This is a genomic window from Xanthomonas sp. 10-10, from assembly GCF_040182365.1.
Lineage (GTDB): Bacteria > Pseudomonadota > Gammaproteobacteria > Xanthomonadales > Xanthomonadaceae > Xanthomonas > Xanthomonas arboricola_F.
Window position 1 is genome coordinate 1,213,658 of record NZ_CP144460.1, and the last position, 22,798, is coordinate 1,236,455.

General features: G+C 65.8%; 22 protein-coding genes. 8 read left to right on the forward strand and 14 right to left on the reverse strand.

Annotated features, from left to right (window positions below; genetic code table 11):
* Nucleotides 1-5 precede the first annotated feature (5 nt).
* From VZ068_RS05050 to VZ068_RS05090, 9 genes are all read right to left on the reverse strand, one after another.
* Nucleotides 6-1,034 carry a symmetrical bis(5'-nucleosyl)-tetraphosphatase gene (locus VZ068_RS05050; protein WP_349657087.1) on the reverse strand — a complete coding sequence of 343 codons (1,029 nt, stop codon included), beginning with the start codon at nucleotides 1,032-1,034 and terminating at the stop codon, nucleotides 6-8.
* A gap of 28 nt (nucleotides 1,035-1,062) precedes the next feature.
* Entirely contained in the window at nucleotides 1,063-1,446 is a 384-nt protein-coding gene (gene apaG, locus VZ068_RS05055) for a Co2+/Mg2+ efflux protein ApaG (RefSeq protein WP_349657088.1), read from the reverse strand.
* A 36-nt stretch (nucleotides 1,447-1,482) separates the two neighbouring features.
* The gene (gene rsmA, locus VZ068_RS05060; RefSeq protein WP_349657089.1) at nucleotides 1,483-2,271 is read right to left on the reverse strand and encodes a 16S rRNA (adenine(1518)-N(6)/adenine(1519)-N(6))-dimethyltransferase RsmA; all 789 of its coding nucleotides are present in this window, start codon (nucleotides 2,269-2,271) and stop codon (nucleotides 1,483-1,485) included.
* Between the two features lie 113 nt (nucleotides 2,272-2,384).
* On the reverse strand, nucleotides 2,385-3,353 hold the full coding sequence (pdxA, locus tag VZ068_RS05065; RefSeq protein ID WP_349657090.1) for a 4-hydroxythreonine-4-phosphate dehydrogenase PdxA: 969 nt from the start codon (nucleotides 3,351-3,353) through the stop codon (nucleotides 2,385-2,387).
* A gap of 7 nt (nucleotides 3,354-3,360) precedes the next feature.
* Nucleotides 3,361-4,752 (reverse strand): peptidylprolyl isomerase, encoded by a 1,392-nt coding sequence (locus VZ068_RS05070; RefSeq protein ID WP_259154326.1) that lies wholly within the window; start codon nucleotides 4,750-4,752, stop codon nucleotides 3,361-3,363.
* Nucleotides 4,749-7,184 carry an LPS-assembly protein LptD gene (lptD, locus tag VZ068_RS05075; RefSeq protein ID WP_349657091.1) on the reverse strand — a complete coding sequence of 812 codons (2,436 nt, stop codon included), beginning with the start codon at nucleotides 7,182-7,184 and terminating at the stop codon, nucleotides 4,749-4,751. The genes VZ068_RS05070 and lptD overlap by 4 nt, the downstream gene beginning before the upstream one ends.
* A 125-nt stretch (nucleotides 7,185-7,309) precedes the next feature.
* Nucleotides 7,310-8,218 (reverse strand): histone deacetylase family protein, encoded by a 909-nt coding sequence (locus VZ068_RS05080; protein WP_259154322.1) that lies wholly within the window; start codon nucleotides 8,216-8,218, stop codon nucleotides 7,310-7,312.
* A gap of 38 nt (nucleotides 8,219-8,256) precedes the next feature.
* Nucleotides 8,257-8,814 (reverse strand): cob(I)yrinic acid a,c-diamide adenosyltransferase, encoded by a 558-nt coding sequence (locus VZ068_RS05085; protein WP_349657092.1) that lies wholly within the window; start codon nucleotides 8,812-8,814, stop codon nucleotides 8,257-8,259.
* A 4-nt stretch (nucleotides 8,815-8,818) separates the two neighbouring features.
* The gene (locus tag VZ068_RS05090) at nucleotides 8,819-9,397 is read right to left on the reverse strand and encodes a hypothetical protein (protein WP_349657093.1); all 579 of its coding nucleotides are present in this window, start codon (nucleotides 9,395-9,397) and stop codon (nucleotides 8,819-8,821) included.
* Nucleotides 9,398-9,591: 194 nt separating this feature from the next.
* Here VZ068_RS05090 and ubiH point away from each other — a divergent pair, with 194 nt between their 5' ends.
* The 5 genes from ubiH to VZ068_RS05115 all read left to right on the forward strand — a co-directional run bounded on the left by ubiH (nucleotide 9,592) and on the right by VZ068_RS05115 (nucleotide 14,485).
* On the forward strand, nucleotides 9,592-10,800 hold the full coding sequence (gene ubiH / locus VZ068_RS05095) for a 2-octaprenyl-6-methoxyphenyl hydroxylase (RefSeq protein ID WP_349657094.1): 1,209 nt from the start codon (nucleotides 9,592-9,594) through the stop codon (nucleotides 10,798-10,800).
* Nucleotides 10,797-11,978 carry a UbiH/UbiF family hydroxylase gene (locus tag VZ068_RS05100; RefSeq protein WP_349657095.1) on the forward strand — a complete coding sequence of 394 codons (1,182 nt, stop codon included), beginning with the start codon at nucleotides 10,797-10,799 and terminating at the stop codon, nucleotides 11,976-11,978. Before ubiH ends, VZ068_RS05100 begins: the two co-directional genes overlap by 4 nt.
* Nucleotides 11,979-12,100: 122 nt before the next feature.
* Nucleotides 12,101-12,820: an alpha/beta fold hydrolase gene (locus VZ068_RS05105; RefSeq protein WP_349657096.1), complete on the forward strand. Its 720-nt coding sequence runs from the start codon at nucleotides 12,101-12,103 to the stop codon at nucleotides 12,818-12,820.
* 83 nt (nucleotides 12,821-12,903) lie between these two features.
* Complete coding sequence (locus tag VZ068_RS05110; RefSeq protein ID WP_349657097.1) at nucleotides 12,904-13,332, forward strand: nuclear transport factor 2 family protein; 429 nt, start codon at nucleotides 12,904-12,906, stop codon at nucleotides 13,330-13,332.
* Nucleotides 13,333-13,450: 118 nt separating this feature from the next.
* The gene (locus VZ068_RS05115) at nucleotides 13,451-14,485 is read left to right on the forward strand and encodes a transporter (RefSeq protein ID WP_349657098.1); all 1,035 of its coding nucleotides are present in this window, start codon (nucleotides 13,451-13,453) and stop codon (nucleotides 14,483-14,485) included.
* Between the two features lie 165 nt (nucleotides 14,486-14,650).
* On the opposite strand, the gene VZ068_RS05120 is transcribed toward VZ068_RS05115, so the two are convergent.
* Nucleotides 14,651-15,325 (reverse strand): GntR family transcriptional regulator, encoded by a 675-nt coding sequence (locus VZ068_RS05120; RefSeq protein WP_259168304.1) that lies wholly within the window; start codon nucleotides 15,323-15,325, stop codon nucleotides 14,651-14,653.
* Nucleotides 15,326-15,556: 231 nt separating this feature from the next.
* Here VZ068_RS05120 and VZ068_RS05125 point away from each other — a divergent pair, with 231 nt between their 5' ends.
* From VZ068_RS05125 to VZ068_RS05135, 3 genes are all read left to right on the forward strand, one after another.
* Complete coding sequence (locus VZ068_RS05125; protein WP_259154297.1) at nucleotides 15,557-16,453, forward strand: gallate dioxygenase; 897 nt, start codon at nucleotides 15,557-15,559, stop codon at nucleotides 16,451-16,453.
* Between the two features lie 10 nt (nucleotides 16,454-16,463).
* The gene (locus VZ068_RS05130) at nucleotides 16,464-16,823 is read left to right on the forward strand and encodes a protocatechuate 3,4-dioxygenase (RefSeq protein WP_259154287.1); all 360 of its coding nucleotides are present in this window, start codon (nucleotides 16,464-16,466) and stop codon (nucleotides 16,821-16,823) included.
* 63 nt (nucleotides 16,824-16,886) lie between these two features.
* Nucleotides 16,887-17,888 (forward strand): LysR substrate-binding domain-containing protein, encoded by a 1,002-nt coding sequence (locus VZ068_RS05135; RefSeq protein WP_259154284.1) that lies wholly within the window; start codon nucleotides 16,887-16,889, stop codon nucleotides 17,886-17,888.
* A gap of 257 nt (nucleotides 17,889-18,145) precedes the next feature.
* On the opposite strand, the gene VZ068_RS05140 is transcribed toward VZ068_RS05135, so the two are convergent.
* The 4 genes from VZ068_RS05140 to VZ068_RS05155 all read right to left on the reverse strand — a co-directional run bounded on the left by VZ068_RS05140 (nucleotide 18,146) and on the right by VZ068_RS05155 (nucleotide 22,717).
* On the reverse strand, nucleotides 18,146-19,624 hold the full coding sequence (locus VZ068_RS05140) for an AMP-binding protein (RefSeq protein WP_349657099.1): 1,479 nt from the start codon (nucleotides 19,622-19,624) through the stop codon (nucleotides 18,146-18,148).
* Between the two features lie 206 nt (nucleotides 19,625-19,830).
* A complete protein-coding gene (locus VZ068_RS05145) occupies nucleotides 19,831-21,300 on the reverse strand; it encodes an aldehyde dehydrogenase (protein ID WP_259168307.1) in 1,470 nt (489 codons plus the stop codon).
* Nucleotides 21,301-21,383: 83 nt separating this feature from the next.
* Nucleotides 21,384-22,211 carry a p-hydroxycinnamoyl CoA hydratase/lyase gene (locus VZ068_RS05150; protein ID WP_259154262.1) on the reverse strand — a complete coding sequence of 276 codons (828 nt, stop codon included), beginning with the start codon at nucleotides 22,209-22,211 and terminating at the stop codon, nucleotides 21,384-21,386.
* Nucleotides 22,212-22,243: 32 nt separating this feature from the next.
* Complete coding sequence (locus tag VZ068_RS05155) at nucleotides 22,244-22,717, reverse strand: MarR family transcriptional regulator (RefSeq protein WP_259154261.1); 474 nt, start codon at nucleotides 22,715-22,717, stop codon at nucleotides 22,244-22,246.
* Between the last annotated feature and the right edge of the window lie 81 nt (nucleotides 22,718-22,798).

The following is a 22,798-nucleotide window of genomic DNA, read 5'->3' on the forward strand; positions in this document are numbered from 1 at the left end:
GAGGCTTATTCCGCTGCCGGGCCGGCTGGACGTGTGGTGCCGGCGCCGGTTTCGCCGGCATTGGGCGCGGCGGTGCCCTTGCCATTGGCGCCGCCGCTGCCACCAGCGCCACCGCCGGTGCCGTTTCCGCCACGTCCACGGCCACGCCCGCGCGGGCGGCCCTGGCCTTCGCGGGGACGCCGCGGCGCGTTTGCAGCAGGGGCGGCGGGGGCGGTGACCTCGCGCCCCGGCACCTGCACCACACGCAGCTCCTCGGTATCCAGCTGCAGGGCGGTGAGCTTGCCGCCCCACACCGCGCCGGTATCGATGGCATGCACGCCCTGGGTAATGGTGAGCCCCAGCGCGGACCAGTGGCCGCACACGATCTTGAGATCGCGCTCGACCCGGCCCGGCACCTCGAACCACGGGTAGAGTCCTTGTGCCTGCGTGCCCGGCGTGCCCTTGTCGTCGGTGGCTATGCGCCCGCGCGGCGTGCAATAGCGCATGCGCGTGAACAGGTTGATGATCGCGCGGCTGCGGTCGTATCCGCTCAAACCTGGCGACCAGCCCGGCTGATCGCCATACATGTTGCGCAACAGTTTGCGATAGCCGCCGCCCTGTAGCTGCTGCTCGACCTCGCGCGCATGTTTTTCGGCCAGCTGCGTGGTCCATTTCGGCGCCAGTCCGGCGTGGATCATCATCCAGCCCAGTTCGCGGTCCACGTGCGCCAGCTTCTGCATGCGCAGCCAGTCCAGCAGCACGTCGCGGTCCTCGGCCAGCACGATGCGCTGCAGATCCGGGTTGACCTTGCGCTGCTCTTCTTCCGAGCGCGCGCCGATCGCCAGCAGCGACAGGTCATGATTGCCCAGTACCACCACGCTGTGCGCGCGCAGTGAATGCACCAGCCGCAGCGTTTCCAGCGATTGCCCGCCGCGGTTGACCAGGTCGCCGCAGAACCACAGCGTGTCATGTGCCGGGTCGAAATTGATCTTCTCCAGCAATCGCTGGGTGATGTCGTAGCACCCTTGCAGGTCGCCAATTGCCCAGACGCTCATCGCGTGCGCTCCATCAATCCAGCAGTCATCAGTGCAGCGTCCTGGGTACGCTCAGCACGAAGGCGGCGATCGGGGCGGTGAATTCGGTGCCATCGTCGGCCACCATGTCGTAGTGGCCTTGCATCTGGCCCTGCTCGGTTTCCAGCAGTACACCGGAGGTGTAATGGAAGGCTTCGCCGGGGCGCAGCCACGGCTGCTCGCCGACCACGCCTTCGCCGTCCACCTGCTCGGTGCGGCCGTTGGCGTCGGTGATCTGCCAATGGCGTGCGATCAGGCGCGCGGGCACGGCACCCGCGTTGTGGATGCGGATGCTGTAGGCGAAGGCAAAGTGGCCTTCTTCCGGGGTCGATTGCTGGGCGAGGAAGCGCGGCGACACCTCGACCTCGACCCGATAGCGTGGATCATCTTGCATGGGGAAAGTCTAAATAAAACGGCGTGGGAGCGGCGCTCAAGCCAGCTCGACATTGGCCAGCCGGATGAAATCGGCGACCTCGAGTTGTTCGGCGCGGGCATCCGGCCGCACGCCAGCCGCCTCGAAATGCGCGGGCTCGCAAACGCTGGACAAGGCATTGCGCAGCGTCTTGCGACGCTGCCCGAAGCCGGCGCGCACCACATCGGCAAAGCGGCGGCGGTCGTTGATCATGACCGTGGCCGCATCGCGCGGCACCAGCCGCACCACCGCCGAGTCCACCTTCGGCGGCGGTCGGAACGCGCCTGGCGGCACCACGAACAGTGCGGTGACCTCGCAATACGCCTGCAGCATCACGCTGAGCCGGCCATAGACCTTGCTGCCGGGACCGGCGGCCATGCGGTCGACCACTTCCTTCTGCAGCATGAAGTGCATGTCGGCCACTGCAGCGGCGTGGTCCAGCGCGTGGAACAGGATCGGCGAGGAGATGTTGTAAGGCAGGTTGCCGACCAGCCGGATCGGCGTGCCGTTGGCCAGTTCGGTGAAATCCACGCTGAGCACGTCGCGGTGGATGATGCTCAGCTCGCCGATCGGTGCGGCCGCCTCGGTCAATGGTGCGATCAGGTCGCGATCGAACTCGATCACCGTCAACGCGCCATGCTTGCGCAGCAGCGGGAAGGTGATGGCGCCCTGGCCGGGACCGATTTCGACCAGGTGCTGGCCGGCGCGCGGGTCCACCGCCTGGACGATCCGGTCGATGTAATACCGGTCGGCAAGAAAGTGCTGGCCAAGCGACTTCTTGGCCGGTGCGCTGAAGGAAGGATTCATGCGCGCAGTTTAACGGAGCCGGCGGCTGCACGCGGTGTCGGTGCTGCGTGTGGCTGCGGTAATGGCGAGGGAAGTCATCTAACCTGCGGCGATCGCGCAGCAGCGACGCGACGTTAGCTGCGTGCCGCCAGGCGTGCGCACAACGCCGTTGCCGCCATCAGGCTGGAGGGATCGGCGATGCCGCGCCCGGCCAGGTCCAGCGCTGTGCCGTGATCCACCGCCACGCGCGGGTAGGGCAGGCCCAGCGTGATGTTCACCGCCTGCTCGAAACCGCTGTACTTGAGTACCGGCAGGCCCTGGTCGTGGTACATCGCCACCACCGCATCGAAACCGCCCAGCTTCTGCGGCAGAAAGGCGGTGTCGGCCGGCAACGGGCCGATCAGCTGCATGCCTTCGTCGCGCAGCCGCTCCAGCACCGGGATGATGATGTCCAGTTCTTCGCGGCCCAGGTGACCGTCTTCGCCTGCGTGGGGGTTGAGGCCGAGCACGGCGAGACGCGGGTTTTCCAGGCCGAAGTCGCGGCGCATCGCGGCATGGGTGATGCGCAGGCAGCGCGCAACCGCGTCGGCGGTGATCGCATCGGCCACCGCGCGCAGCGGCAGATGCGTGGTCACCAGTGCCACGCGCACGATGCTGTTGGCCAGCATCATCACCACCGGGCAGTGGGCCTGTTCGGCCAGCAATTCGGTGGTGCCGGTGTAGGCGATTCCGCCGGCGTTGATGATCGCCTTGTGCACCGGGCCGGTCACGATGCCTTGCAGACGTCCGGCAAGGCAGTCGCCGGCGGCGGTACGCAGGCCGGCAATGACGGCCGCTGCATTGGCCGGGTCGGCGGTGCCGAAGCGGGTCGGGACGGCCTGACGAATCGGAAACAGCGGCAGATCGCCGGGCATGCGTGCCGGCTGGTCTGGATCGAGCAGGCGCACAGACAAGGACAGCGCCTTGGCGGCGCTGTTCAGGGTATCGGGGTCGGCGTAGGCAACCAGCTGCGCATCGGAGCGCGGCTGCTGGACGAGCCGGATGCACAGCTCCGGCCCGATTCCGGCCGGCTCGCCTGGCACCAGCGCGAGCGACGGCACCATCACCGACTCAGCGCGCCGGCTGTGCCGGCGGCGGGGTCGGGGCAGCCGGTTCTGCGCTCTTGGTCGGCTCGGCAGTCGCGTTGCCGTCGGCGCGATCGCCGGTGCGGTAGCTCACATATGCCTCGCCACGCAGTTCCTGCAGGTAGCGGTTGTATTCCTCTTCCAGCTTGCGGCGGCCGATGGTTTCACGGACCTGCGCACGCTGGTTTTCCGCGCTGACGTCGGTCTGACGGCTGCCGACGCGCTGCACGATGTGCCAACCGGCCTGCGTGCGGAACGGTTCGGACACCGCACCGTCGGCCAGGCCTTCGACCTGCTTGCCGAAATCCGGGCCGAACGCGTCGGCCGGGAACCAACCCAGATCGCCACCCTGGCCACGGCTATTGGTGTCTTCGGAGGACTCCTTGGCCGTTGCCTGGAAGTCGGCGCCGCCGGCGATGCGTGCCCGCAGCGTGTCGATCTTGGCCTTGGCCTGTGCGTCGGTCTGGTTGTCGCCGATGCGGACCAAGATGTGGCGCGCGTTGTATTCGGTGACCATCTTCTTTTCGCCGCCGGCATTGGCGTCGCGCATTTCCACCAGCTTGAGCAGCTGGAACCCGCTGGGACCACGTAGCGGTCCTGCGACCTGGCCGGGCTGCATGTCGCGGATCAGCTGGGCAAATGCGTTGGGGATTTCGTCCAGGCTACGCCAGCCCAGGTCGCCGCCTTCCAGCGCGTTGGGGCTATCCGAATAACGCACCGCTGCCGCAGAGAAGTCCAGTTCGCCCTTGTCGATCAGGGCCTTGACGCCATCGACCTTCTTTTGCCCGGTGGCGATCTGGTCGGCAGTCGCGCCTTCCGGCAGGCCAACCAGGATATGCGCCAGGTGGTATTGGCTACCGGTCGTGGCCTGTTGGGCCAGCGCGGTATCCACTTCGCCTTCGCTCACGCTGATGCGGCTCTGCGCAAAGCTCTGGCGCAGGCGCTGCACGATGATTTCGTCGCGCACCGAGGCGCGGAAATCGCCGTAGGCCATGCCATCGGCGGCCAGCTTCTGGCGCAGGCCATCCACGGTGGTGCCGTTCTGCTGGGCGATGCTGGCAATGGCGCGGTTGAGTTCCTCGTCGCTGACGCGGATGCCGCTGCCGTCGGCGCGGCCGACCTGCAACTTGACCAGGACCAGGCGCTCAAGCACCTGCCGCTGCAGGACATCGTCCGGCGGCAGCTGGTTTTCGCGACCGGCGTACTGCGACTTGACGTTGCGCACAGCGCGATCGAGCTCGCTCTGCAGCACCACGTCTTCGTCCACGATAGCGGCGATACGATCCAGCGGCTGGGATTGCTGCGCCGATGCCAGCGGCGAGACCGTGCTGGTGATTACCAGCAACGAGGCAAGAAGAACAGAGAAAGGCTTGGTCATGGAATCAGGTTCGGATCGTAATCGTCCGGATTGGTCGTGGTGTTGCTGGGCGGGACCAGGTACAGGTCGTCGCGGTAATAACCGAGAATAGCACGGCGCAAAGTGCGGTCCGTGTTCTGGCCGAACGAGCTCAAGCCCTTGAGCACGAACTCGAACTGGATCGAGTTGTCCATCTCGCCGTCGCGGTTACGCACGAACCGGCGCACCAGCGCGCGCACCGCCAGGCAGCAGCTGTCCCACTGCACGCCGCCGATGATTTCCAGCGGCTTGCGGTCCAGCAGCGAGTAGTAATAGCGTCCGACCGCACTCCAGGTAGGGTTGATCGGATACAGGAACGAGAAGTCGGCCTGCTTGAGCTGGTCGTTGTTACTGATCAGATCGCGACGATACCGGTACGCCAGATTGATGATGCCGTCGTTGCCCAGCAGATAGCGCGTGCGCAGACTGGCCAGATCTTCCTTGCGCGAATTCGGGTTCCATTGATAGGTGGCACCCATCGACCAGCGGTCGTTGATCATGTAGTTGGCATCGGCCACCCAGGCGGACTTGCCCTGCTGAACGGGTTGCTCGCTGCCGGCAGCGGCATTGGTGCTGTTGTTGATCGTCACCAGCGAATCGTTGAAGTACAGGATCTGGCCGGCGCTCAGCGAAAGCTTTTCGCGCCCATCGTCCTGGCGCAGCCAGCGCGAAGTCACTGCCAGTGTCAGCTGGTTGGCATCGTTCTGACGGTCTGCGCCGGTGTAGCGTGTGTCTCGAAACAGCTGGCCGTAGCTGAAGGTGAACGGACGGGTATCGAAGACCGGTAGGTCGTCTTGGTCGCGGTATGGCACGTACAGGTAGTACATGCGCGGTTCCAGCGTATTGAGATAGTTCGTGCCGAACAGCGAGGTCTCACGATCGAAGTACAGGCCGGCATCCAGCGAAGCGATCGGCAGGCTGCGCGTGGGCGTGCGATCACCAGTCAACGGCAGGGTGGTGGCCAGCGTCGAATCCAGTTGGTAGGCGGTGTAGCGCCAGGCGACCGTCGGCGTCACAAACCAGGCTGCGCCCGACAGCGGCATCGAGATGTAGGGTTTGACGTCCAGGCGCGAGCCGCTGCCATACTCGTAATTACGGATATTGGTGCGGACGTATTCGTCGCCGTTGTTGTTGTTGCCGTTGCCGTTGGTGTTCGGGATGAAGTCCACCCGATACGAATCGTCATGCGTGAAGCGCACCGCCTCGGCATAGACACCGGCTTCGAAAATGCCGAACGGCTTTTCCCAGGTGAAATAGGCGCGCGGCTGCCGGTTGTAGGGCAGGGCTCGCTCGTCCAGGGTGTAGTCGGTCAGCTGCCAGCGGTCGGCCATCAGGCCGGCGGTCCAGGTTTCGCCGGTGCCGTAGATACCGATGGTGCTCTGCAGGCTGGACGCCGAGCCCATGCCGTTCAGGCGGCTAGTGAAGTCTTCCACATAGCGGGTATCGCTGACCCAGGAAATGCTGCTGCGCGCCTGCCAGTATTTGTTAACGTCATGGTAGCCGCTGTAGAAGACGCTGCCACGGTCCTTATCGCGCAACTTGTCGTTGGGCAGGTAGTTACCGGTGATTTCGCCGCGACCGCCGTCGTACAGGTAGCGGAACTCGGTACCGAACATGAAACCGCGCTTGCTCATGTAGCGCGGCAGCAAGGTGGCATCGTAGTTCGGCGCCAGATTCAGGTAGATCGGCTGCAGGTAATCGAAGCCGTTACGTCCGGACAGGCCAAACTGCGGAAACAGCAGGCCGGTCTGGCGACGGTCGTCGATCGGGAACTTGAACCACGGGAAGTACAGCACCGGCACCTTGCCGATCTGCAGCACGGCGTTGCGTGCGGTGCCGAAGCCCTCTTCATTGTCGACATCGATCTCCGGCGCGCGCACGCGCCAGATCGGCTGCGAGGGATCGCAGGTGGTATAGGTGGAGCGGTGCATCTGCCCGACCTGGCCCTGCAGGTCCACGGATTCGGCGCCGCCGTTGCCACGCCGGTCCACCAGCTGGTACTGGATGTTGGTGACCTTGTGGGCGTCGGTGTCCTGGTTGCCTTCGGCACGGTCGGCGACCATGCGGAAGGAGGTGTCCTGGTAGCGCACATTGCCTTCGGCGATGTAGTTGCCGGTCTCGGTATCCATGCGCAGGTTGTCTGCGCCCAGGAACTGATCGCCGCGCTTGAGCGCCACGTTGCCCTGGTACTGCGGGGTGGTGCTGGTGCCGGACAGCTGGTCGCCTTCGATGTCGGTCGGCAGCTGCTGGCGCATTTCGGCCGCCTTGGCGTCGGCGGCGGGGGCGCCGTCGAAACCAGGCAGCGGGTCAACGGCCGGGCACAATCCCCAGTTCAACGGCTTGTCGGCAGCCATGGCCGGGAGGCAGATGGCGATGCTCAAGGGCAGGGGCAGCAGGCGGAGAGCTCGGCGCACGCGTGGTTCAACCAATAAAATGGCGACTAGCTTGCCGTATACCCCGCATAGGGGCAATGAAGAGCGCCGGCGCGGAGAGGGCGAGGTTCATCGCCAGCATCGAGGCGACCGGGGCCAACTGCCAGTCAGCGCAGCGCAGCGACGTGGGCCACGCTGCTTTCGCGCAGTGCCTGCAGGTCGTAGCCGCCTTCCAGCAGAGAGACCACGCGCCCGCGTGCATGGCGTTCGGCCAGGGTGCGCAGGGCGGCGGTCAGCCAGCCGAAATCGTCGTCGTCCAGCATCAGGTCGGCCAGCGGGTCGCGCAGATGGGCGTCGAAGCCAGCCGAGATCAGGATCAGTTGCGGACGAAACGCATCGATCAGCGGCAGCATTTCGTCCTCCCAGACATTGCGGAAGCGCAGCCCGTCGCTGCCCGGCGGCAACAGCAGATTGTGGACATTGCCGACGCCGCGCTCATGGACGCTGCCCGAATGCGGGTACAGCCCGGACTGGTGGGTACTGAGGTACTGCACGGCCGGGTCGCGTTCGAAGATCGCCTGGGTACCGTTGCCGTGATGCACGTCGAAATCGACGATGGTGATGCGCTCCAGGCCATGCCGGTCGCGCGCATGGGCGGCGGCCACGGCGACGTTGTTGAACAGGCAGAAGCCCATCGACACCTGCGCGGTGGCGTGGTGGCCGGGCGGGCGGACGGCGCAAAAGGCGGTGCGGGTCAGGTCCTGCATCACCGCATCCACGGCGGCGATGCCGGCGCCGGCGGCGCGCAGGGCGGCTGCGCGCGAGGCCGGCACCATGCGGGTGTCCACGTCCAGCTGGCGGTAGCCGGTGAAAGGGGTTTCCAGCACGGCGTCGACCTGTTCGCGCTCGTGCACGCGGCACAGGTCGCCGAGCTTGGCCAGTGGCGCCTCGCGCCAGTCCAGATCGGGGAAGGCGGCGCGCAGGGCATCGACCACCGCTTCCAGGCGGGCGGGACTCTCGGGGTGCTCAGGGCCGGCGTCGTGGCCGAGGCAGGCGGGGTGGGTAAAGACCAGCATGGGGCAACTCTAGCCTCTCCGCGGTGCCGGGCACATGCTCAAGCGCGACGCCGGTCGTGCCGCCACAGCACTTCCTGCTGGCCATCGACACGGGCCAGTACCCGCGCCAGCACGAACAGCAGGTCGGACAGGCGATTGAGGTAACCGATCGCCTCGCTGCGCACCGTTTCCTGGCGCGACAGGGCGACGGTTTCGCGCTCGGCCCGGCGCACGATGGTGCGGGCCAGATGGCAGCGTGCGGCCGCCTCGCCACCGGCCGGCAGGATGAATTCCTGCAGTGGCGGCAAGCTGTCGTTGAAGTGGTCCAGATGGTGTTCCAGCGCCTGGATATCGGCCGCCTCGATCGCGGCGTGGCCGGGGATGCAGAGCTCGCCGCCCAGATCGAACAACTGATGCTGCACGGTGGTCAGCAGCTCGGCGATCTGGGGTGGGACGCCGGGAGCCGCCAGCAGCACCCCAATGGCCGAATTGGCTTCGTCCACGGTGCCGTAGGCGTTGACGCGCAAGGCGTCCTTGCCGGTACGGCTGCCGTCGCCCAGCCCGGTGCTGCCATCGTCGCCGGTGCGCGTATAGATACGAGAAAGACGGTTGCCCATGACCTCAGCCTGCGTGGGTCTGGCGCGGCGGAGCAATCACGCGCTCGGCCACGACCTGGACAAGCGCCGCCGCAGCCACGTACAGCGCAGCGCTGCGCAGGTACAGCCCCAGCCAGTCGGTGTAGTTCTTGAACCAGCCGGCCACGGTGGGCTCGCTCACGCTGGCGCTGATCCAGTAGAAGCTGCCCTGGGCGATCAGCTGGCACAGCGCCACGGCAACCAGCAGGGTGGGAACCAGCCAGGCCAACGCGCTCCACTGCGCACCGTGGTAATGCCGACGCAGCCAGACGCCACCGGCCCACAACGCGAAATACGCCGGAATCAGGCACCAGTACGCCGGCGACACGCAGTAGTGCTGCCAGAAGCTCATGCCCTGGCCGGTGATCACCAGCCAGTCCACCGCGACCGCCAGCCCCATCAAGAGCGGGAATGCCAGCCGGGTGCGCGCCGCCAGATGGAATCCGCCGATGAAGAACACCGCCCACGACGCATCCGGCACCGGGGCGAAGTGATTGATCCGCGTGGCCGCCATCAGCACGGCCAGCAGGCTCAGGATCCAGTTGTCGTGCGAGCGAGGCGTCATGTGCGGGAAGGGCCGGGTTGCAGAGGGGGAAGTGTAGCGTGGAAGCCGGCGCGCCCGCGCCGCGGTCTGACCGGCGCCGGGCTGGGCGGTGGGAAGACCGGCGCCGACTGCGGCGACGCGCGCACCGGCAGACGCGGCAAGATGTCCCACGCAGCGGCGCCACCGGGCCGGGGGCGAAGGCTTATCATGGCCAGATGACACACCCACATGACGTTCTGATCGTTGGTGGCGGCCTGGTCGGCTCCAGCCTGGCGATTGCACTGGACCGCCTCGGCCTGGATGTCGGACTGGTCGAAGCCACGCCGGCCGGCGCGCCGCCGGCGGTGTTCGACCAACGCAACCTGAGTTTTGCCGCGGCCACCGTCAACGCGCTCGGCGTGCTGGGGGTGATGGCCAAGCTGCGCAGCCCGCCCGGCCCGATCCGGCGCATCCACGTCAGCCGCGCCGGCGATTTCGGGCGCGTGCAGCTGGAGGCCGTCGACTACGGGCGCGACAGCTTTGGCCAGGTGGTGGTGGCGCGCGACTTCGGCGACGCCTTGCAGGCACGTCTGGACGAAACGGCTGGCGTGCGCCGTTACCGCCCGGCGCGCTGCATCGGTGTGGAGCCGGTACAGGACGACATGCGCGCGGTGCGCGTGGCAACCGCCGATGGCGAACAGCGCGTCCTGGCCAGGCTGGTGGTCGGTGCCGATGGCACGCACAGCGCCGTGCGCGAACTGCTGCATATCGACACCGACACGCACGATTTCCTGCAGACTCTGTTCGTGGCCCGCGTGCGCGCCTCCCGGCCGCCGGATGGCACCGCATGGGAGCGCTTCGGCGAGCATGGGCCGACTGCGCTGCTGCCGCGGGGCGACCGCCACTACGGCGCGATCCATTGCGTCGCGCGCGCCGAGGCCGAGGCGGTCGCCGCGCTCGACGAGGCCGGCTGGCTGGCCCGGTTGCAGCGTGCGGCCGGCTGGCGCGCCGGGCGCTTTGTCGCCAGCGGCGAACGCAGCGCCTATCCGCTGGTGCAGGTGCTTGCCAACCACCTGATCGCCGAGCGCGTGGTGCTGCTCGGCAACGCGGCGCAGACGCTGCACCCCATCGGCGCGCAGGGCTTCAACCTGGGCTTGCGCGATGCGCTGACATTGGCCGAGCTGATCGAACACGATCGCAGCGATGCCGGGTCCGGCGCGCTGTTGGCCGACTATGTGGCGCGTCGGCGCGTGGACCGCGAGCAGACGATCGGCTTCTCCAGCGGGCTGGCGCGGCTGACCGGAAACCCGGCACCGTTGCTGCGGCCGCTACGCAGCCTGGGATTGCTCGCGACCTCGCAGGCCGCGCCGCTGCAATCGATGCTGGTCGGCGGAGCGATGGGTTTTCGTGGCGATGTGCCGCAACTATGCCGGGGGAGCGTATGAGCCGCCGCAGTACGCGCGATGCGGTGATCGTCGGCGGTGGTGTGGTCGGCGCCGCCTGCGCGCTGGCGCTGGCAGACGCCGGCTTGAGCGTTGCGCTGGTGGAAGGGCGCGAGCCCGCGCGCTGGCATGCCGATCAGCCCGATCTGCGTGTGTATGCCTTCGCCGCCGACAACGCCGCGCTGCTCGACAGTCTTGGCGTGTGGGCCAGCGTGCGCACCGGGCGCGTGCAGCCATATCGGCGCATGCGGGTCTGGGATGCCGGCGGTGGCGGCGAGCTGCGTTTCGACGCCGACACGTTGGGCCGCGAACAACTTGGCTGGATCGTCGAGCATGCGCTGCTGGTCGATCGCCTCTGGGCGGCCGTGCACAGTGCGGGGATCGAAGTGCATTGTCCGGCGCGCGTGGCCGAACTGGAGCAGGACGCCAACGGCGTGCGCCTGCGCCTGGACGACGGCAGTCGGCTGGAAGCTGCGATTGCCGTCGCGGCCGATGGCGCAGCGTCCACCTTGCGCGACCTGACCGGCCTGCCGGTGTCGCGGCATGCCTACGCACAACGTGGCGTGGTTGCCTTTGTGGAGACCGAACAGCCGCACCAGGCTACTGCCTGGCAGCGCTTTCTGACCACCGGGCCGCTGGCGTTCCTGCCGTTTGCCGATGGCCGCAGTTCGATTGTCTGGACGTTGCCCGATAGCGATGCCGAGCGCGTACTGGAACTGGACGATGCGGCGTTTTCGCACCAGCTGACCCAGGCGTTTGCCGCGCGCCTGGGACAGGTGCGTGTGGTGTCCGCACGCACTGCATTTCCGCTGCAACGGCAATTGGTGGAGCAATACGTCAGCGGCCGCGTGCTGGCCCTTGGCGACGCCGCGCATGTGGTGCATCCGCTGGCGGGGCAGGGCGTCAACCTGGGCCTGCGCGATGTCGCTGCGCTGCGCGCGCAAGTGCGCGCAGCGCTTGCCAAACGTGCGGACTGGGCCGCGCCGCATCGGCTGCAGCGCTGGGCGCGCACCCGCCGCAGCGAAAATACGGTGGCCGCCTACGGTTTCGATGCGATCAACAGCGTGTTTTCCAACGACGAAATGCACCTGACCCTGCTGCGCGGATCGGTGCTCGGCCTGGCCGGCAAACTGCCGCCATTGGTCGATGCGTTGTGGAAACGCGCATCCGGCGGCGCGTGACCGTCCTCGCGCCCGCAGGCCGGTCCGCCAGGCGGCAATGCTGACGTTATATGCCTTTTGGCTTATAGCGTAGGCCGCATCTTCCATACGACGCACGCGTCCGGCGTGGCTACAGTCGCGCCATGACTTCCGTTGCGCATACGTCCAGACCCACCTTGCTGCTGCTCTGCGGCCTGCTTTGCGACGCTGCCATCTGGCAACCGCAGCGCGACGCGCTGGCGGATCTGGCCGATGTGCAGGTGCTGGACTTCCCCGGATTCGACAGCATCGTGCAGATGGCCGCCCACGTGTTGGCTGGCGCACCGCCGCAGTTCGCGTTGGCCGGGCATTCGATGGGCGGGCGGGTTGCGCTGGAAATCATGCGTCAGGCGCCAGAACGGGTGACGCAGCTGGCGCTGCTCGATACCGGCATCGCGCCGCGTCGCGATGAAGAACGCGAAGAGCGTCAGGCGCTGGTGGATCTGGCGCGAACGCAGGGCATGCATGCGCTGGCGCTGGCCTGGCTGCCGCCCATGCTGCACCCCGCACGCATTGCCGATTCCGCTTTGATGCAAGGCCTCAGCGCGATGGTGCAGCGGCAAAGCGCGCAAAGCTTTGCGGGCCAGGTCAACGCGTTGCTGGAGCGTCCGGATGCCGCGCCGGTGCTTGCGCAGATTCGCTGCCCCACCTTGCTGGGTGTCGGGCGCCAGGATGCCTGGAGCCCGCTGGCCCGGCATCAGGACATGGCACGGCAGATTCCCCAGGCACGCCTGAGCGTGTTCGAAGACTGCGGGCACATGGCGCCGGTGGAAGCGCCTGCTGCGGTGACGGCGGCGTTGCGCGATTGGTTGCAGGCCGCGTGATGGCGCAGAGGAAACGGCGCGTGGGTCACTGCTGCACTCGCTGACCGCGCCAACCGGTGTTTGCTGGAAATAAAGGAGGCTGCATGCACGACGATGTCTCGATCATCATTGCCTGCGAGCAATTGATCCGCCGGTTCGCGCTGTACAACGATCGTCACGACCATGAGCAACTCGCGGCATTGTTCACCGACGATGGCGTGTTCGCGCGCCCCAGCGTGCCCGATGCTCCGGTGCATGGCCGCGCGGCGATTCTGCAGGCCTTTCGCGAGCGCCCGCCGCGCACCACCTGTCATCTGATGCTCAACACCCTGGTCGACATTCAATCGCCCACATTGGCGCATGCGCACAGCAACGTGCTGCTCTACACCGCCGGCGATACGTCGATGTCGCCGCCATGGAGCGCGCAATCGCCCGCGTTGCTGGGCAGTTTCGACGATGTGCTGGTCTTCGAGCAGGAGCGTTGGTTGTTCAAGCAACGCCTTGGAACCTTGTTGCTGCGCATCGGCAGCTGAGCCGCATTCCCCTCCAGGCATGGTGCTGGCGCCGGTTTCGCGCCGCGCGTTGCCGTCCCGCTTTCTTCCCCACGTCGCGCTCGCAGTCATCCATCCCTTCGCATTGGAGATTCGCCCAGTGGAACGCGTTCGCATCCCCGCCCGTCGTCGCTCTGTCCTGTCTCGCGCACTGTCACGCCGGCCGTGTTCATTGGTTGCGGGGGCGTTATTCGCCGTCGCATTGCCGAATGCGGCACTGGCGCAAGCAGTGCCAGAGACAGCCGCGCCTCCACAAGGCATCAATCTTGGCGGTACCAGTTTCATGGACGGCTTCGGTTCGATGACGCCCGGCTGGACCGTCATCGAGTATTTGCGTCACTACAACCTGAATGCCATCAAGAACGCGAGCGGCGACGACTCGCCGGCCTTTCGCGATCCGCAGGTCGACGTCAGCGTGCTGCTCACACAGCTCATCTACGTGACGCCCTACACCTGGAAAAGCGGCTCGCTGAGCTTCAATGCCATCGTGCCGTTGGTCAATTACAACACCGCATTCGCCGCTGACAGCCCGGTGCGATTGAGCAGCAACGGCTTCGGCATGGGCGACATTTCGTTCGGGCCGGCACTGCAGATGCCGCCGGTGATGCGCGATGGGCGGGTGTTCTTCTTTCAGCGTTTCGCGATCGACGCGTTTGCGCCGGTGGGCAAGTTCGACCGCGACACCGCGATTAACCAGAGCACCGGGTTCTGGTCGGTGGCGCCGCATTGGGCATTCACCGTGCAACCCAGCGACGACTGGGAAATCAGCGCACGCATCAATTACCTATACAACTTTCGCACCAGTCGCGCCGGCGGGGTGCCGCCGATTCCAGGATTCCGTTTTCGCAATGGCCAGGCCGGCGATGCGGTGTGGGTCAATCTGGCTACCTCGCTCAAACTCAACGAGCAATGGCGCGTGGGTCTGAACGGTTACTACCTGCAGCAGTTGAAAGACAACCGTACCAATGACCAGCGCGTGCCGGACAGCAAGCGCATGCAGGTCTATCTGGGCCCGGGCCTGTCCTGGCGCATGGACCAAAAGAACGTGTTCAATTTCAACGTATACATGCCGCTGAAGGTGGAGAACTCGGTGGCCGGCAACAGCTTCAATCTGATGTTCGTGCACTCGCTATAGCGCATGCAATCTGCCACGCACACCGGCCGTCGTGGTCGGCGTGCGGGATGGATGAAACCGTGTGTCGCTGTTCGTGGGGGCATGCGTCGGATACAACAGACGGTCCTTGCGCGCACGTCGATGCCATTGTTCTACCCGACACACAGCACCGTGCATCTGCAAGATTCACAGTCCCATGCTGTGTCGCTGTGTATTGGCATGTTCGCGGAACAGCAGTTCCGCACGTGCGCCATCGCGTTGTTCGATGGCGGCGACAATCGCGCCATGCTGGCGGTGCCCGTAATACAGATCGTCATAGGCCAGGGTGGCCGAGCGCTGACCGAACACCACGTTGACCGGGCTGACGAAGGGTACCAGCGTGCAGCGGTCCACCGTTTCGGTGAGGATCGGTTTGTTGGCCGCCACCACGATGGCGCGATGGAAGCGCGCATTGATCGCGCCGTAGGTCTGCTCATCGCCTGCATCGAGGCTACGCTTGGCAAACAGCCGGTCGCCCTCGCACAGACAATCGTGCAGGGTGGAAAGCAAGCTCGCCGACGCGCCCTGTTCGGCCACCGTGCGCGCCGCCATTCCCTCCATCAGCGCTCGCACTGCCAGGGCATCCAGGCTTTCCTGCTGGCTGAAACGCCGGACCGCGTAGCCACGGTTGCCGACCTGCACCAGAAGGCCCTCCTGGCATAACGCCGGCAACGCCTGGCGGATGGGTGTGCGCGAAATGGCCAGACGCTCGGCCAGGGCCGCCTCGGTGATGCGCTCGCCCGGGGCAAAGGTGCCACACAGGATCAATTCGCGTAGTTGCTGGACCGCTTGCAATCGGTGGTTGTTCGCCATTGGCTCCATTCTCTCGCGCCGTACCGCAGCGCACGTTCCTTCGAAGGGGAAACTCGCAATTACCTGTACAAAAACCTTGCAGATGAGATCGCTTGATGGCAATTTGGATCCCAAGGATACCGTTTTGGCGATCCGGGGTGGTTGGTCACCCGTGTTGGGATCCATTGCATCGTCAATCCTGACTCAATCAATGACGTGCGCGCTGCCTTCGCTGGCAGCGCTGCATCGCAGGAGCAAAGCATGGCTAGCATCATCGGCGGCATCGGAACCTCGCACGTTCCCACCATCGGGGTGGCCTACGACAAGGGCAAGCAACAGGATCCGGTATGGAAGCCGTTGTTCGACGGCTACACGCCGGTGGCCGAGTGGCTGGCCGAACAACGGGCCGACGTGCTGGTGTTTTTCTATAACGACCACTGCACGACCTTCTTCTTCGATCTGTATCCGACCTTTGCGCTGGGCGTGGGCGAGCGCTTTCCGGTCGCAGACGAAGGCGCAGGGCTGCGGAATCTGCCTGCGATCCGCGGCGACGTGCAGCTGCAGGCGCATATCGCCGAGTGCCTGGTCAACGACGAATTCGACCTGACCGTGTTCCAGGACAAGCCGATCGACCACGGCTGTGCGGCGCCGCTGCCGCTGCTGTGGCCGCATGTACCGGACTGGCCGGGCACGGTGGTGCCGATTGCGATCAACGTCCTGCAGTACCCGCTGCCGACCGCACGCCGCTGCTACCGGCTGGGCCAGGCGGTGCGTCGTGCGATCGAGTCGTATCCGGAAGACCTCAGGGTGGTGGTGGTCGGCACCGGCGGGCTGTCGCACCAGATCCATGGCGAGCGCACCGGCTTCAACAACACCGATTGGGACATGGAGTTTCTGGACCGCTTCCAGCACGCGCCGGAAACGCTGACCGATCTGACCCACACCGACTACGTGCGCCTGGGCGGTGCCGAGAGCGTGGAGCAGATCATGTGGCTGGCCATGCGCGGGGCACTGGATGGGCCGATCCGCAAGCTGCATCAGAACTACTACCTGATGACGACCACCGCGATGACCGTGGTGTTGTACGAGCCGGGCGAAGAACGCGCCGACGCGCCGCGCTCGGCAGAGCTGCTGGCGCGCACCGCCAACGCGGCATGAGGGCCTGCTGATGAATCCGCAAGTAAAAGACATGGATAAGATCGACGGCACCTATCTGTTCGATCTGCGCACCAGCAACCGCGCACTACGCCTCAATCGCTTCTTCTGGCATATGATCCGCGCCCCATGGCGCGATCGCTTTTTGCAGGAGGCGGAAGTGTTGATGCAGGAAGCCGAGCTCACCGAGCACGAGAAAGCGCTGGTGCGCGCGCGCGACTGGCTTGGACTGGTGCAGTACGGCGCCAATTTTTTTGTGATCGAAAAGTTCGCCCGCGTGGTGCGCATGACCAATCTGCAGGTTTACGCGATCATGCGCGGCGAGTCGTTCGAAGACTTCATGCAGACCAGGCGTGTGCCCGAGGCACGCTGATCTGCGCGTCCCGGCCGCTGGCCGGGTGCTGCCCCCCGACTTTCCAACGTAAGGCCCACCCCCATGACCATGTCCTCCGTGTTCTTCGAACACCGCATCAAGGTCCGGCATCTACGTGTCATCGAGGCGCTGGACCGGCAAAAAAGCCTGCTCCGCGCCTCACGCGTATTGAATGTGACCCAGCCTGCACTCACGCGTGCCTTGCAGGAGATCGAAGAGATCGTCGGCGCGCCCTTGTTCGAGCGCCATTCGCGTGGCGTGCGTCCCAATGCGATGGGCGAGGTGCTGGTCCAGACCGCGCACGTCGTGCTCGGCCAGCTGCGGCGCGCGCAGGACACCTTCGAAGGCTTGTTGCAGGACGATGCGCTCACCATCACCGTCGGTGCCCTGCCGGTGGCCGCGAGCGGCCTGCTACCGGCAGTGCTGGCAGCCTTGTACCGCACCGAGCCGACGCTACGGGTGCGCCTTCTGCATGGACGCACCGACGAATTGCTGCCAAAGCTTGCCGGAAACGAGGTGGATCTGGTCGTCGGCCGCCTGTATCCGCTGGCGCGCTACGACGCGTTGGTGCGCAAGGTGCTGTACCAGGATCCGATTGCGCTGGTGGCGCGGAGCGACCATCCGTTGTTTGCCAATGGCCCGGTGCGAATCGCCGAAGCGGCTGCCTACAGACAGGTGTTGCCAACCCTGAGTCAGCACGTGGAGCGCGACGTGGCGCAGGTCATGCGCGAGCACGGATTGGCCACGCGCGATCAACTGCGGTCCAGTTCTGCCAGTTTCACCCGCGAGATCCTGCTCGGTACCGACAGTATTGCGGTGATGCCAAGCATGATGGTCGCCGGCGATATCGCACGCGGCGAACTGCGGGCCTTCCAGCTACAGCAGCCCTCGCAGGCGCGCGCAGGTGGCGTGATCTATCGCGACAGCAGCGCCATCCTCAAACCCGGCGTACGGTTGTTGATGCGCGAGCTGGAACATCAACTGGCGCTGATGGCGCAGCAAGGTGCGGTATGGGTGGACGAGCACATCGGCGAGGACGACATGCTGCTGGATGCCTCTGCATAACGGATGATCGCAGCGACACGCGCGAGGTGCATCGCCGGGCGGGACGCGTGCGGTGCGTCGCTTGCTTGGACCGTTGCGCTGTTCGACTGCGGACGTGGATGGACTCGACTGCCGCATACGTATGATTGAAGCCCGCGCCGCGCTCGGGTGATCCTGCGCCAGGCTGATCGAGTGGCTTGCACAGCGATAGCCGACATCGCTGCAGTCCGGGCGTGCGCGCTGATGCGCACGCTCGTCTCCGTCGGCTGCCAACGCCATCAGGCTTCCTTGGCCAAGGCATCCTTCAACCGCGCCTTCTGCAGCTTGCCGGTCGCCGTACGTGGCAACGCCTCCACCAGACGCAGGTGTTTGGGGACCTTGTACTTGGCCAGGCGCTCGATCAGATAGCTGCGGATCTGCTCGAGATCCGTCGCTTCGGCAGCGGGCACGATCGCCAGATACCCCACCTCGCCCCATTGCGGGTCGGCCATGCCGACCACGGCGCACTCGCGGATGTCGGGGTGATCGGCCAGCACGGCTTCGATCTCGGCCGGATACACGTTTTCGCCGCCGGAAATGAACATGTCCTTCTTGCGGTCCACCACCCAGAAGAAGCCCTCGTCATCGCGCCTGACGATATCGCCGGTGCGAAACCAGCCTTGTGCATCGCGCATCTGTGCGGTTGCCTGTGGATCGCGCCAGTAGCCGGGACTGAGGTTGGGGCCCCGCAACAACAACTCGCCAGGCACGCCCGCCGGACAGTCGTTGCCATCCCCGTCCACCACCCGGGTCTGCACGTTGGGCGACGAAATGCCTGCTGCGCCGAGCTTGCGGCGAATCACATCGCAATCCACCGACATGCCGAATACAGTGCCGGCTTCGCTCATGCCGAAGCCGCAGACCATGGGGATGCCATCGTCCAGCCAGCCCAGCAGATCGTCTGCGGCGTGCGGCGCGCCACCGCTGACCAGCGCGGTGAGGTGACGCAGCGTTGCTGGATCGAAACCGGGCTGGCTGCGAAACGCCTGCATCATCTGCGGCACGCCGACATAGTGGCTAATGCCCAGCGCCGGGTTGCCGAGCCAGCTCAATGTCCGCTTCGGCTCGAAGCCGCTCGACACCTGGATCGACCCGCCCACCGCCAATGCCGGCCGCACATTGGTGGCCAGGCCGATGATATGGAACATCGGCGCCTCGCACAGAAAACTGCTGTTGGCATCCACACGTGTGGTGACGCCGAAGTTATGCGCCACCTGCTGCAGATTCTGCTCGTTCAACATCACGCCCTTGGGCTGGCCGGACGTGCCCGAGGTAAACAGGATCAGGCTCACGCGCTCGGGCGGGATGTACGACGTTTCGGCCGGTGCCAGCACCTTGGCATTGTCGATGAAGCTGGCCAGGGCTTCCACATGCGCGCGCCCGGCCGCGACGTCATCGCCCAGCAACAGATGCGGCTGCGCGCGTTGCAGCAAGGTGTCCAGCTCGGTGGAGCTCAGTCGCCAGTTGAGCGGCACATAGATCGCGCCGACCCGCGCACAGGCAAAATGCAGCGCGACCTGCCACACCGAATTGCGGGCCAGCACCGCCAGCCGTTCGCCGTCGACGCAGCCGCGCGTCTGCAGCGATGCGGCGAGCTGGCCGATCAAGGTGTCCAGTTCGGCATATGTCCATTCCTGATCCAGCAACAGGTCGCGCGCGACAAGCCGTTGCGGTGTGAGGCGGGCATGGAAGGAAATCGAGTCGGTCGGCATGGTCATGGCGCTGTCTATCCGAATGCAAGGTGGGGGAGTGACTGGCGTGAGTGCGACAGAGATGGCAGGAAGGTTGATGCGCGTGCGCAACGGCGCAGTACGCGTTCACAGACAGGTTGCTCGCGCATCACGGGAGACGACATGTCCTGATGCGCAGCGCGCTGTATTGCGGCGACGCAAGCAGGCTCGCCGCGCAGCCGCTGAGGTAAGGCTCAACTGAGATAGACGGTTTTGGTTTCGAGAAACGCATGCAGGCCTTCGATGCCGCCTTCGCGGCCCATGCCCGAGTGCTTGAAGCCGCCGAACGGCATTTCGATATCCACCCACATACCGTTGATCGAATGGCTGCCGCTGCGCACGCGCCGCGCAATGCGATACGCGCGATCGACATCCTCGCCATAGACGGTGCCGTGCAAGCCATAGTCGCTGGCATTGGCCTTGGCGATCAGATCGGCCTCGTCGTGATAGTCGATGAAGCTCACCACCGGGCCGAAGATTTCTTCGCGTGCGATGGTCATGTCCGGTGTGACGTTGGCGAACACCGTCGGCTCGATAAAGAAGCCACGCGGCAAATGCGCCGGGCGGTTGCCGCCCATCACCAGCTGCGCGCCTTCGGCACTGCCCTGGGCGATATAGGACTGCACGCGTTCCAGCTGCCGGCCGAGCGCCAACGGCCCCATGCCGGTGTCGGCGGCGAATGGGTCGCCGAGTTTGAGTGCGCCAAGTGCTGCGCAATACGCCTGCAGGATTTCGTCGCGCCGTTGCGCCGGTACCAGTACACGGGTCAGCGAAAAGCACACCTGGCCGGTGATCGGCATGGAGTAGGGCACCAGGCTGGGGAGCACTTTGGCCAGGTCTGCATCGTCGAGCACGATGGCGGCCGATTTGCCGCCCAGCTCCAGGCCGACCCGCGCCAGGCGTTCGGCACAGGCCACGCCGATCAGGCGCCCGGCCTGGGTGGAGCCGGTGAAGCTGACCTTGTCGACAAGCGGGTGCCGGATCAGCTGCTCGCCGACCTCGCGGCCTGCCGGCAACAGGTTGAACACGCCGTCGGGCACGCCCGCGGCGCTGATGCATTCGGCCAGGATGTACGCATCGATCGGGGTCTCCGGAGAGGGTTTGGCCACCACCGTGCAGCCGGCGGCCAGCGCGGCGGCGACCTTGTAACAAAGCAAGACCAGTGGCGCATTCCAGGGCGTGATCGCCGCAACCACGCCAACCGGTTCCTGCACCACATGCACGCGTCCGCCATTGGCGCGGGCGCGCGGTTCGACGAACGGATGGGTGGCGATCAGATCGCCGTAGTAGTCGAACAGGCCGGGCGCCTGCTGCGAGGCGCGCCGGCTGAAACCGATGGTGGCGCCGACCTGGCCGGTCCAGGCTTCGGCCAGCTCCGGCATGCGTGCGCGCAGCTGGTCGGCAACGCGCTTGAGGATCACCCCGCGCTCGGGCGGCGACAGTTGCGGCCAGGGGCCGGTGTCGAAGGCGGCACGCGCCGCGGCCACGGCGGCCTCGGTATCTGCGTGCGATGGTTCGGTGTAGCGCAGCAGGCGTTCTTCGGTATGCGGGGCGATCACATCGACATGGCGATCGCCGTTGCTTGCGCGCCACTGGCCGTCGATGAACAGGCCCAGCGGTCCACGCGCGGCGATCCCGCGCAGCGTTGCGGATAAGGCTTCCATACTCCCTCCTCGGTGCAGAAAACCACTGGCAGCGCCAGCGGTGCGTGGGTCGCACGCATCGCTTCGGGCGCCGTCGGACGTGCCTAGGCGCTGTTTTTCTTGAGGTCGTACTCGCCCAGGCCGGGCTTGTAGCTCTTTTCGTCGATGAACTGACGAATGCCTTCCTTGCGGGCGTTGTTATCGAACGAGTTGGCCGCTTCCTGCATGCGCACCAGATAATCTTCGGCTTCGTCGTAGGTCATGGTGCCCACGCGGCGCACAGCGTCCTTGGCGTATTTCAACGCCACCGGGTTCTTGCGCAGCAACAGCTCGGCCACTTCGCGCGTGCGTGCCTCCAACCGTTCCAGCGGCACGCTCTCGTTGACCAGGCGCCATTCGGCCGCCTTCTTGCCGTCGACCATTTCGCCGGTGAGCGTCATCCACATCGCATCGCGCATGGACAGCAGCTCGACCGCAACCTTGGTCACACCGCCGCCCGGCAGGATGCCCCAGTTGATCTCCGACAGGCCGAACTGCGCTTCATCGGCGGCAATGGCCAGGTCGCAGGCGAACAGCGGGCCGAAGCCGCCACCGAAGCACCAGCCGTTGACCATCGCGATGGTGGGCTTCTGATACCAGCGCAGGCGACGGAACCAGCCATAGGATTCGCGTTGCGAACGCCGCACGCCGCGCAGGCCCTGCGCTTCGGTTTCGCGGAAGTATTCCTTCAGGTCCATGCCGGCCGACCAGGCGGTGCCTTCGCCACCGAGCACCAGCACGCCGACGTCGTCGTCAAACTCCAGCTCGTCCAGCACGTCCATCATGCGGCGGTTGAGCGCCGGGCTCATCGCGTTGCGCTTGTCCGGGCGTGCGAACTTCACCCAGGCAATGCGGTTTTCGATGCGAACCGATACCACGTCATGCTCGTTCAAGCGGCGTCTCCTTCAAGTCGGGGGCTGCGGGATCAGAGGTCTTCGGCCAGCGCGGCCTCTGCCACGGCTGTGCGCTCCAGCGTGGCGCTGGCGTTCAATTTGCACAGCAGGCGGAGCAGGGTTTGCTGTTCGCCGGCCTGCAGGCCGGTGCAGGTGCGTGCGACGGCGCGTGCCAGGCAGGCTTGCGCCACCTCCAGCGTGCGATGGCCATGGTCGGTCAGGTACAGGCCCTTGCTGCGACGGTCGCGGCCGGCCAGGCGTTCGATCAGGCCTTGCTCGGCCAGCGCATTGGCGATCTTCATGCCGGCGGCGCGGTTGACCAGCAGGCGGTTGCCGAGTTCGGTCTGGTCGCAACCGGGCTGGTCGCGGATGTGGATCAGCGCGGTGACGCGTGCCGGGGTGAGATGCAGCTCGGCCAGTTCCTGGCGGGCGGCATGGCTGGACGCCAAGGTGGCCAGTTGCAGTTGGTAGCCGAGGTCTTTGGCCAGTGCCAGGAGAGCGGTCATCGATCCATCCAAATTGTATCCGTTAAATACAATCTAGCCGACCGAAGCGGGCGCTGCAAGAGGGGGTGATGTCGAAAGCCG

What these genes read in the sequence shown, in the direction of transcription:
- VZ068_RS05070 (WP_259154326.1), bottom strand. Translation starts at nt 4,752, where the DNA reads ATGACCAAGCCTTTCTCTGTTCTTCTTGCCTCGTTGCTGGTAATCACC.
- VZ068_RS05130 (WP_259154287.1), top strand. Translation starts at nt 16,464, where the DNA reads ATGAATCCGCAAGTAAAAGACATGGATAAGATCGACGGCACCTATCTG.
- apaG (WP_349657088.1), bottom strand. Translation starts at nt 1,446, where the DNA reads ATGCAAGATGATCCACGCTATCGGGTCGAGGTCGAGGTGTCGCCGCGC.
- VZ068_RS05050 (WP_349657087.1), bottom strand. Translation starts at nt 1,034, where the DNA reads ATGAGCGTCTGGGCAATTGGCGACCTGCAAGGGTGCTACGACATCACC.
- VZ068_RS05120 (WP_259168304.1), bottom strand. Translation starts at nt 15,325, where the DNA reads ATGGAGCCAATGGCGAACAACCACCGATTGCAAGCGGTCCAGCAACTA.
- VZ068_RS05085 (WP_349657092.1), bottom strand. Translation starts at nt 8,814, where the DNA reads ATGGGCAACCGTCTTTCTCGTATCTATACGCGCACCGGCGACGATGGC.
- rsmA (WP_349657089.1), bottom strand. Translation starts at nt 2,271, where the DNA reads ATGAATCCTTCCTTCAGCGCACCGGCCAAGAAGTCGCTTGGCCAGCAC.
- VZ068_RS05135 (WP_259154284.1), top strand. Translation starts at nt 16,887, where the DNA reads ATGACCATGTCCTCCGTGTTCTTCGAACACCGCATCAAGGTCCGGCAT.
- VZ068_RS05125 (WP_259154297.1), top strand. Translation starts at nt 15,557, where the DNA reads ATGGCTAGCATCATCGGCGGCATCGGAACCTCGCACGTTCCCACCATC.
- VZ068_RS05080 (WP_259154322.1), bottom strand. Translation starts at nt 8,218, where the DNA reads ATGCTGGTCTTTACCCACCCCGCCTGCCTCGGCCACGACGCCGGCCCT.
- VZ068_RS05155 (WP_259154261.1), bottom strand. Translation starts at nt 22,717, where the DNA reads ATGACCGCTCTCCTGGCACTGGCCAAAGACCTCGGCTACCAACTGCAA.
- VZ068_RS05105 (WP_349657096.1), top strand. Translation starts at nt 12,101, where the DNA reads ATGACTTCCGTTGCGCATACGTCCAGACCCACCTTGCTGCTGCTCTGC.
- VZ068_RS05100 (WP_349657095.1), top strand. Translation starts at nt 10,797, where the DNA reads ATGAGCCGCCGCAGTACGCGCGATGCGGTGATCGTCGGCGGTGGTGTG.
- VZ068_RS05090 (WP_349657093.1), bottom strand. Translation starts at nt 9,397, where the DNA reads ATGACGCCTCGCTCGCACGACAACTGGATCCTGAGCCTGCTGGCCGTG.
- pdxA (WP_349657090.1), bottom strand. Translation starts at nt 3,353, where the DNA reads ATGGTGCCGTCGCTCGCGCTGGTGCCAGGCGAGCCGGCCGGAATCGGG.
- VZ068_RS05145 (WP_259168307.1), bottom strand. Translation starts at nt 21,300, where the DNA reads ATGGAAGCCTTATCCGCAACGCTGCGCGGGATCGCCGCGCGTGGACCG.
- VZ068_RS05140 (WP_349657099.1), bottom strand. Translation starts at nt 19,624, where the DNA reads ATGACCATGCCGACCGACTCGATTTCCTTCCATGCCCGCCTCACACCG.
- VZ068_RS05110 (WP_349657097.1), top strand. Translation starts at nt 12,904, where the DNA reads ATGCACGACGATGTCTCGATCATCATTGCCTGCGAGCAATTGATCCGC.
- ubiH (WP_349657094.1), top strand. Translation starts at nt 9,592, where the DNA reads ATGACACACCCACATGACGTTCTGATCGTTGGTGGCGGCCTGGTCGGC.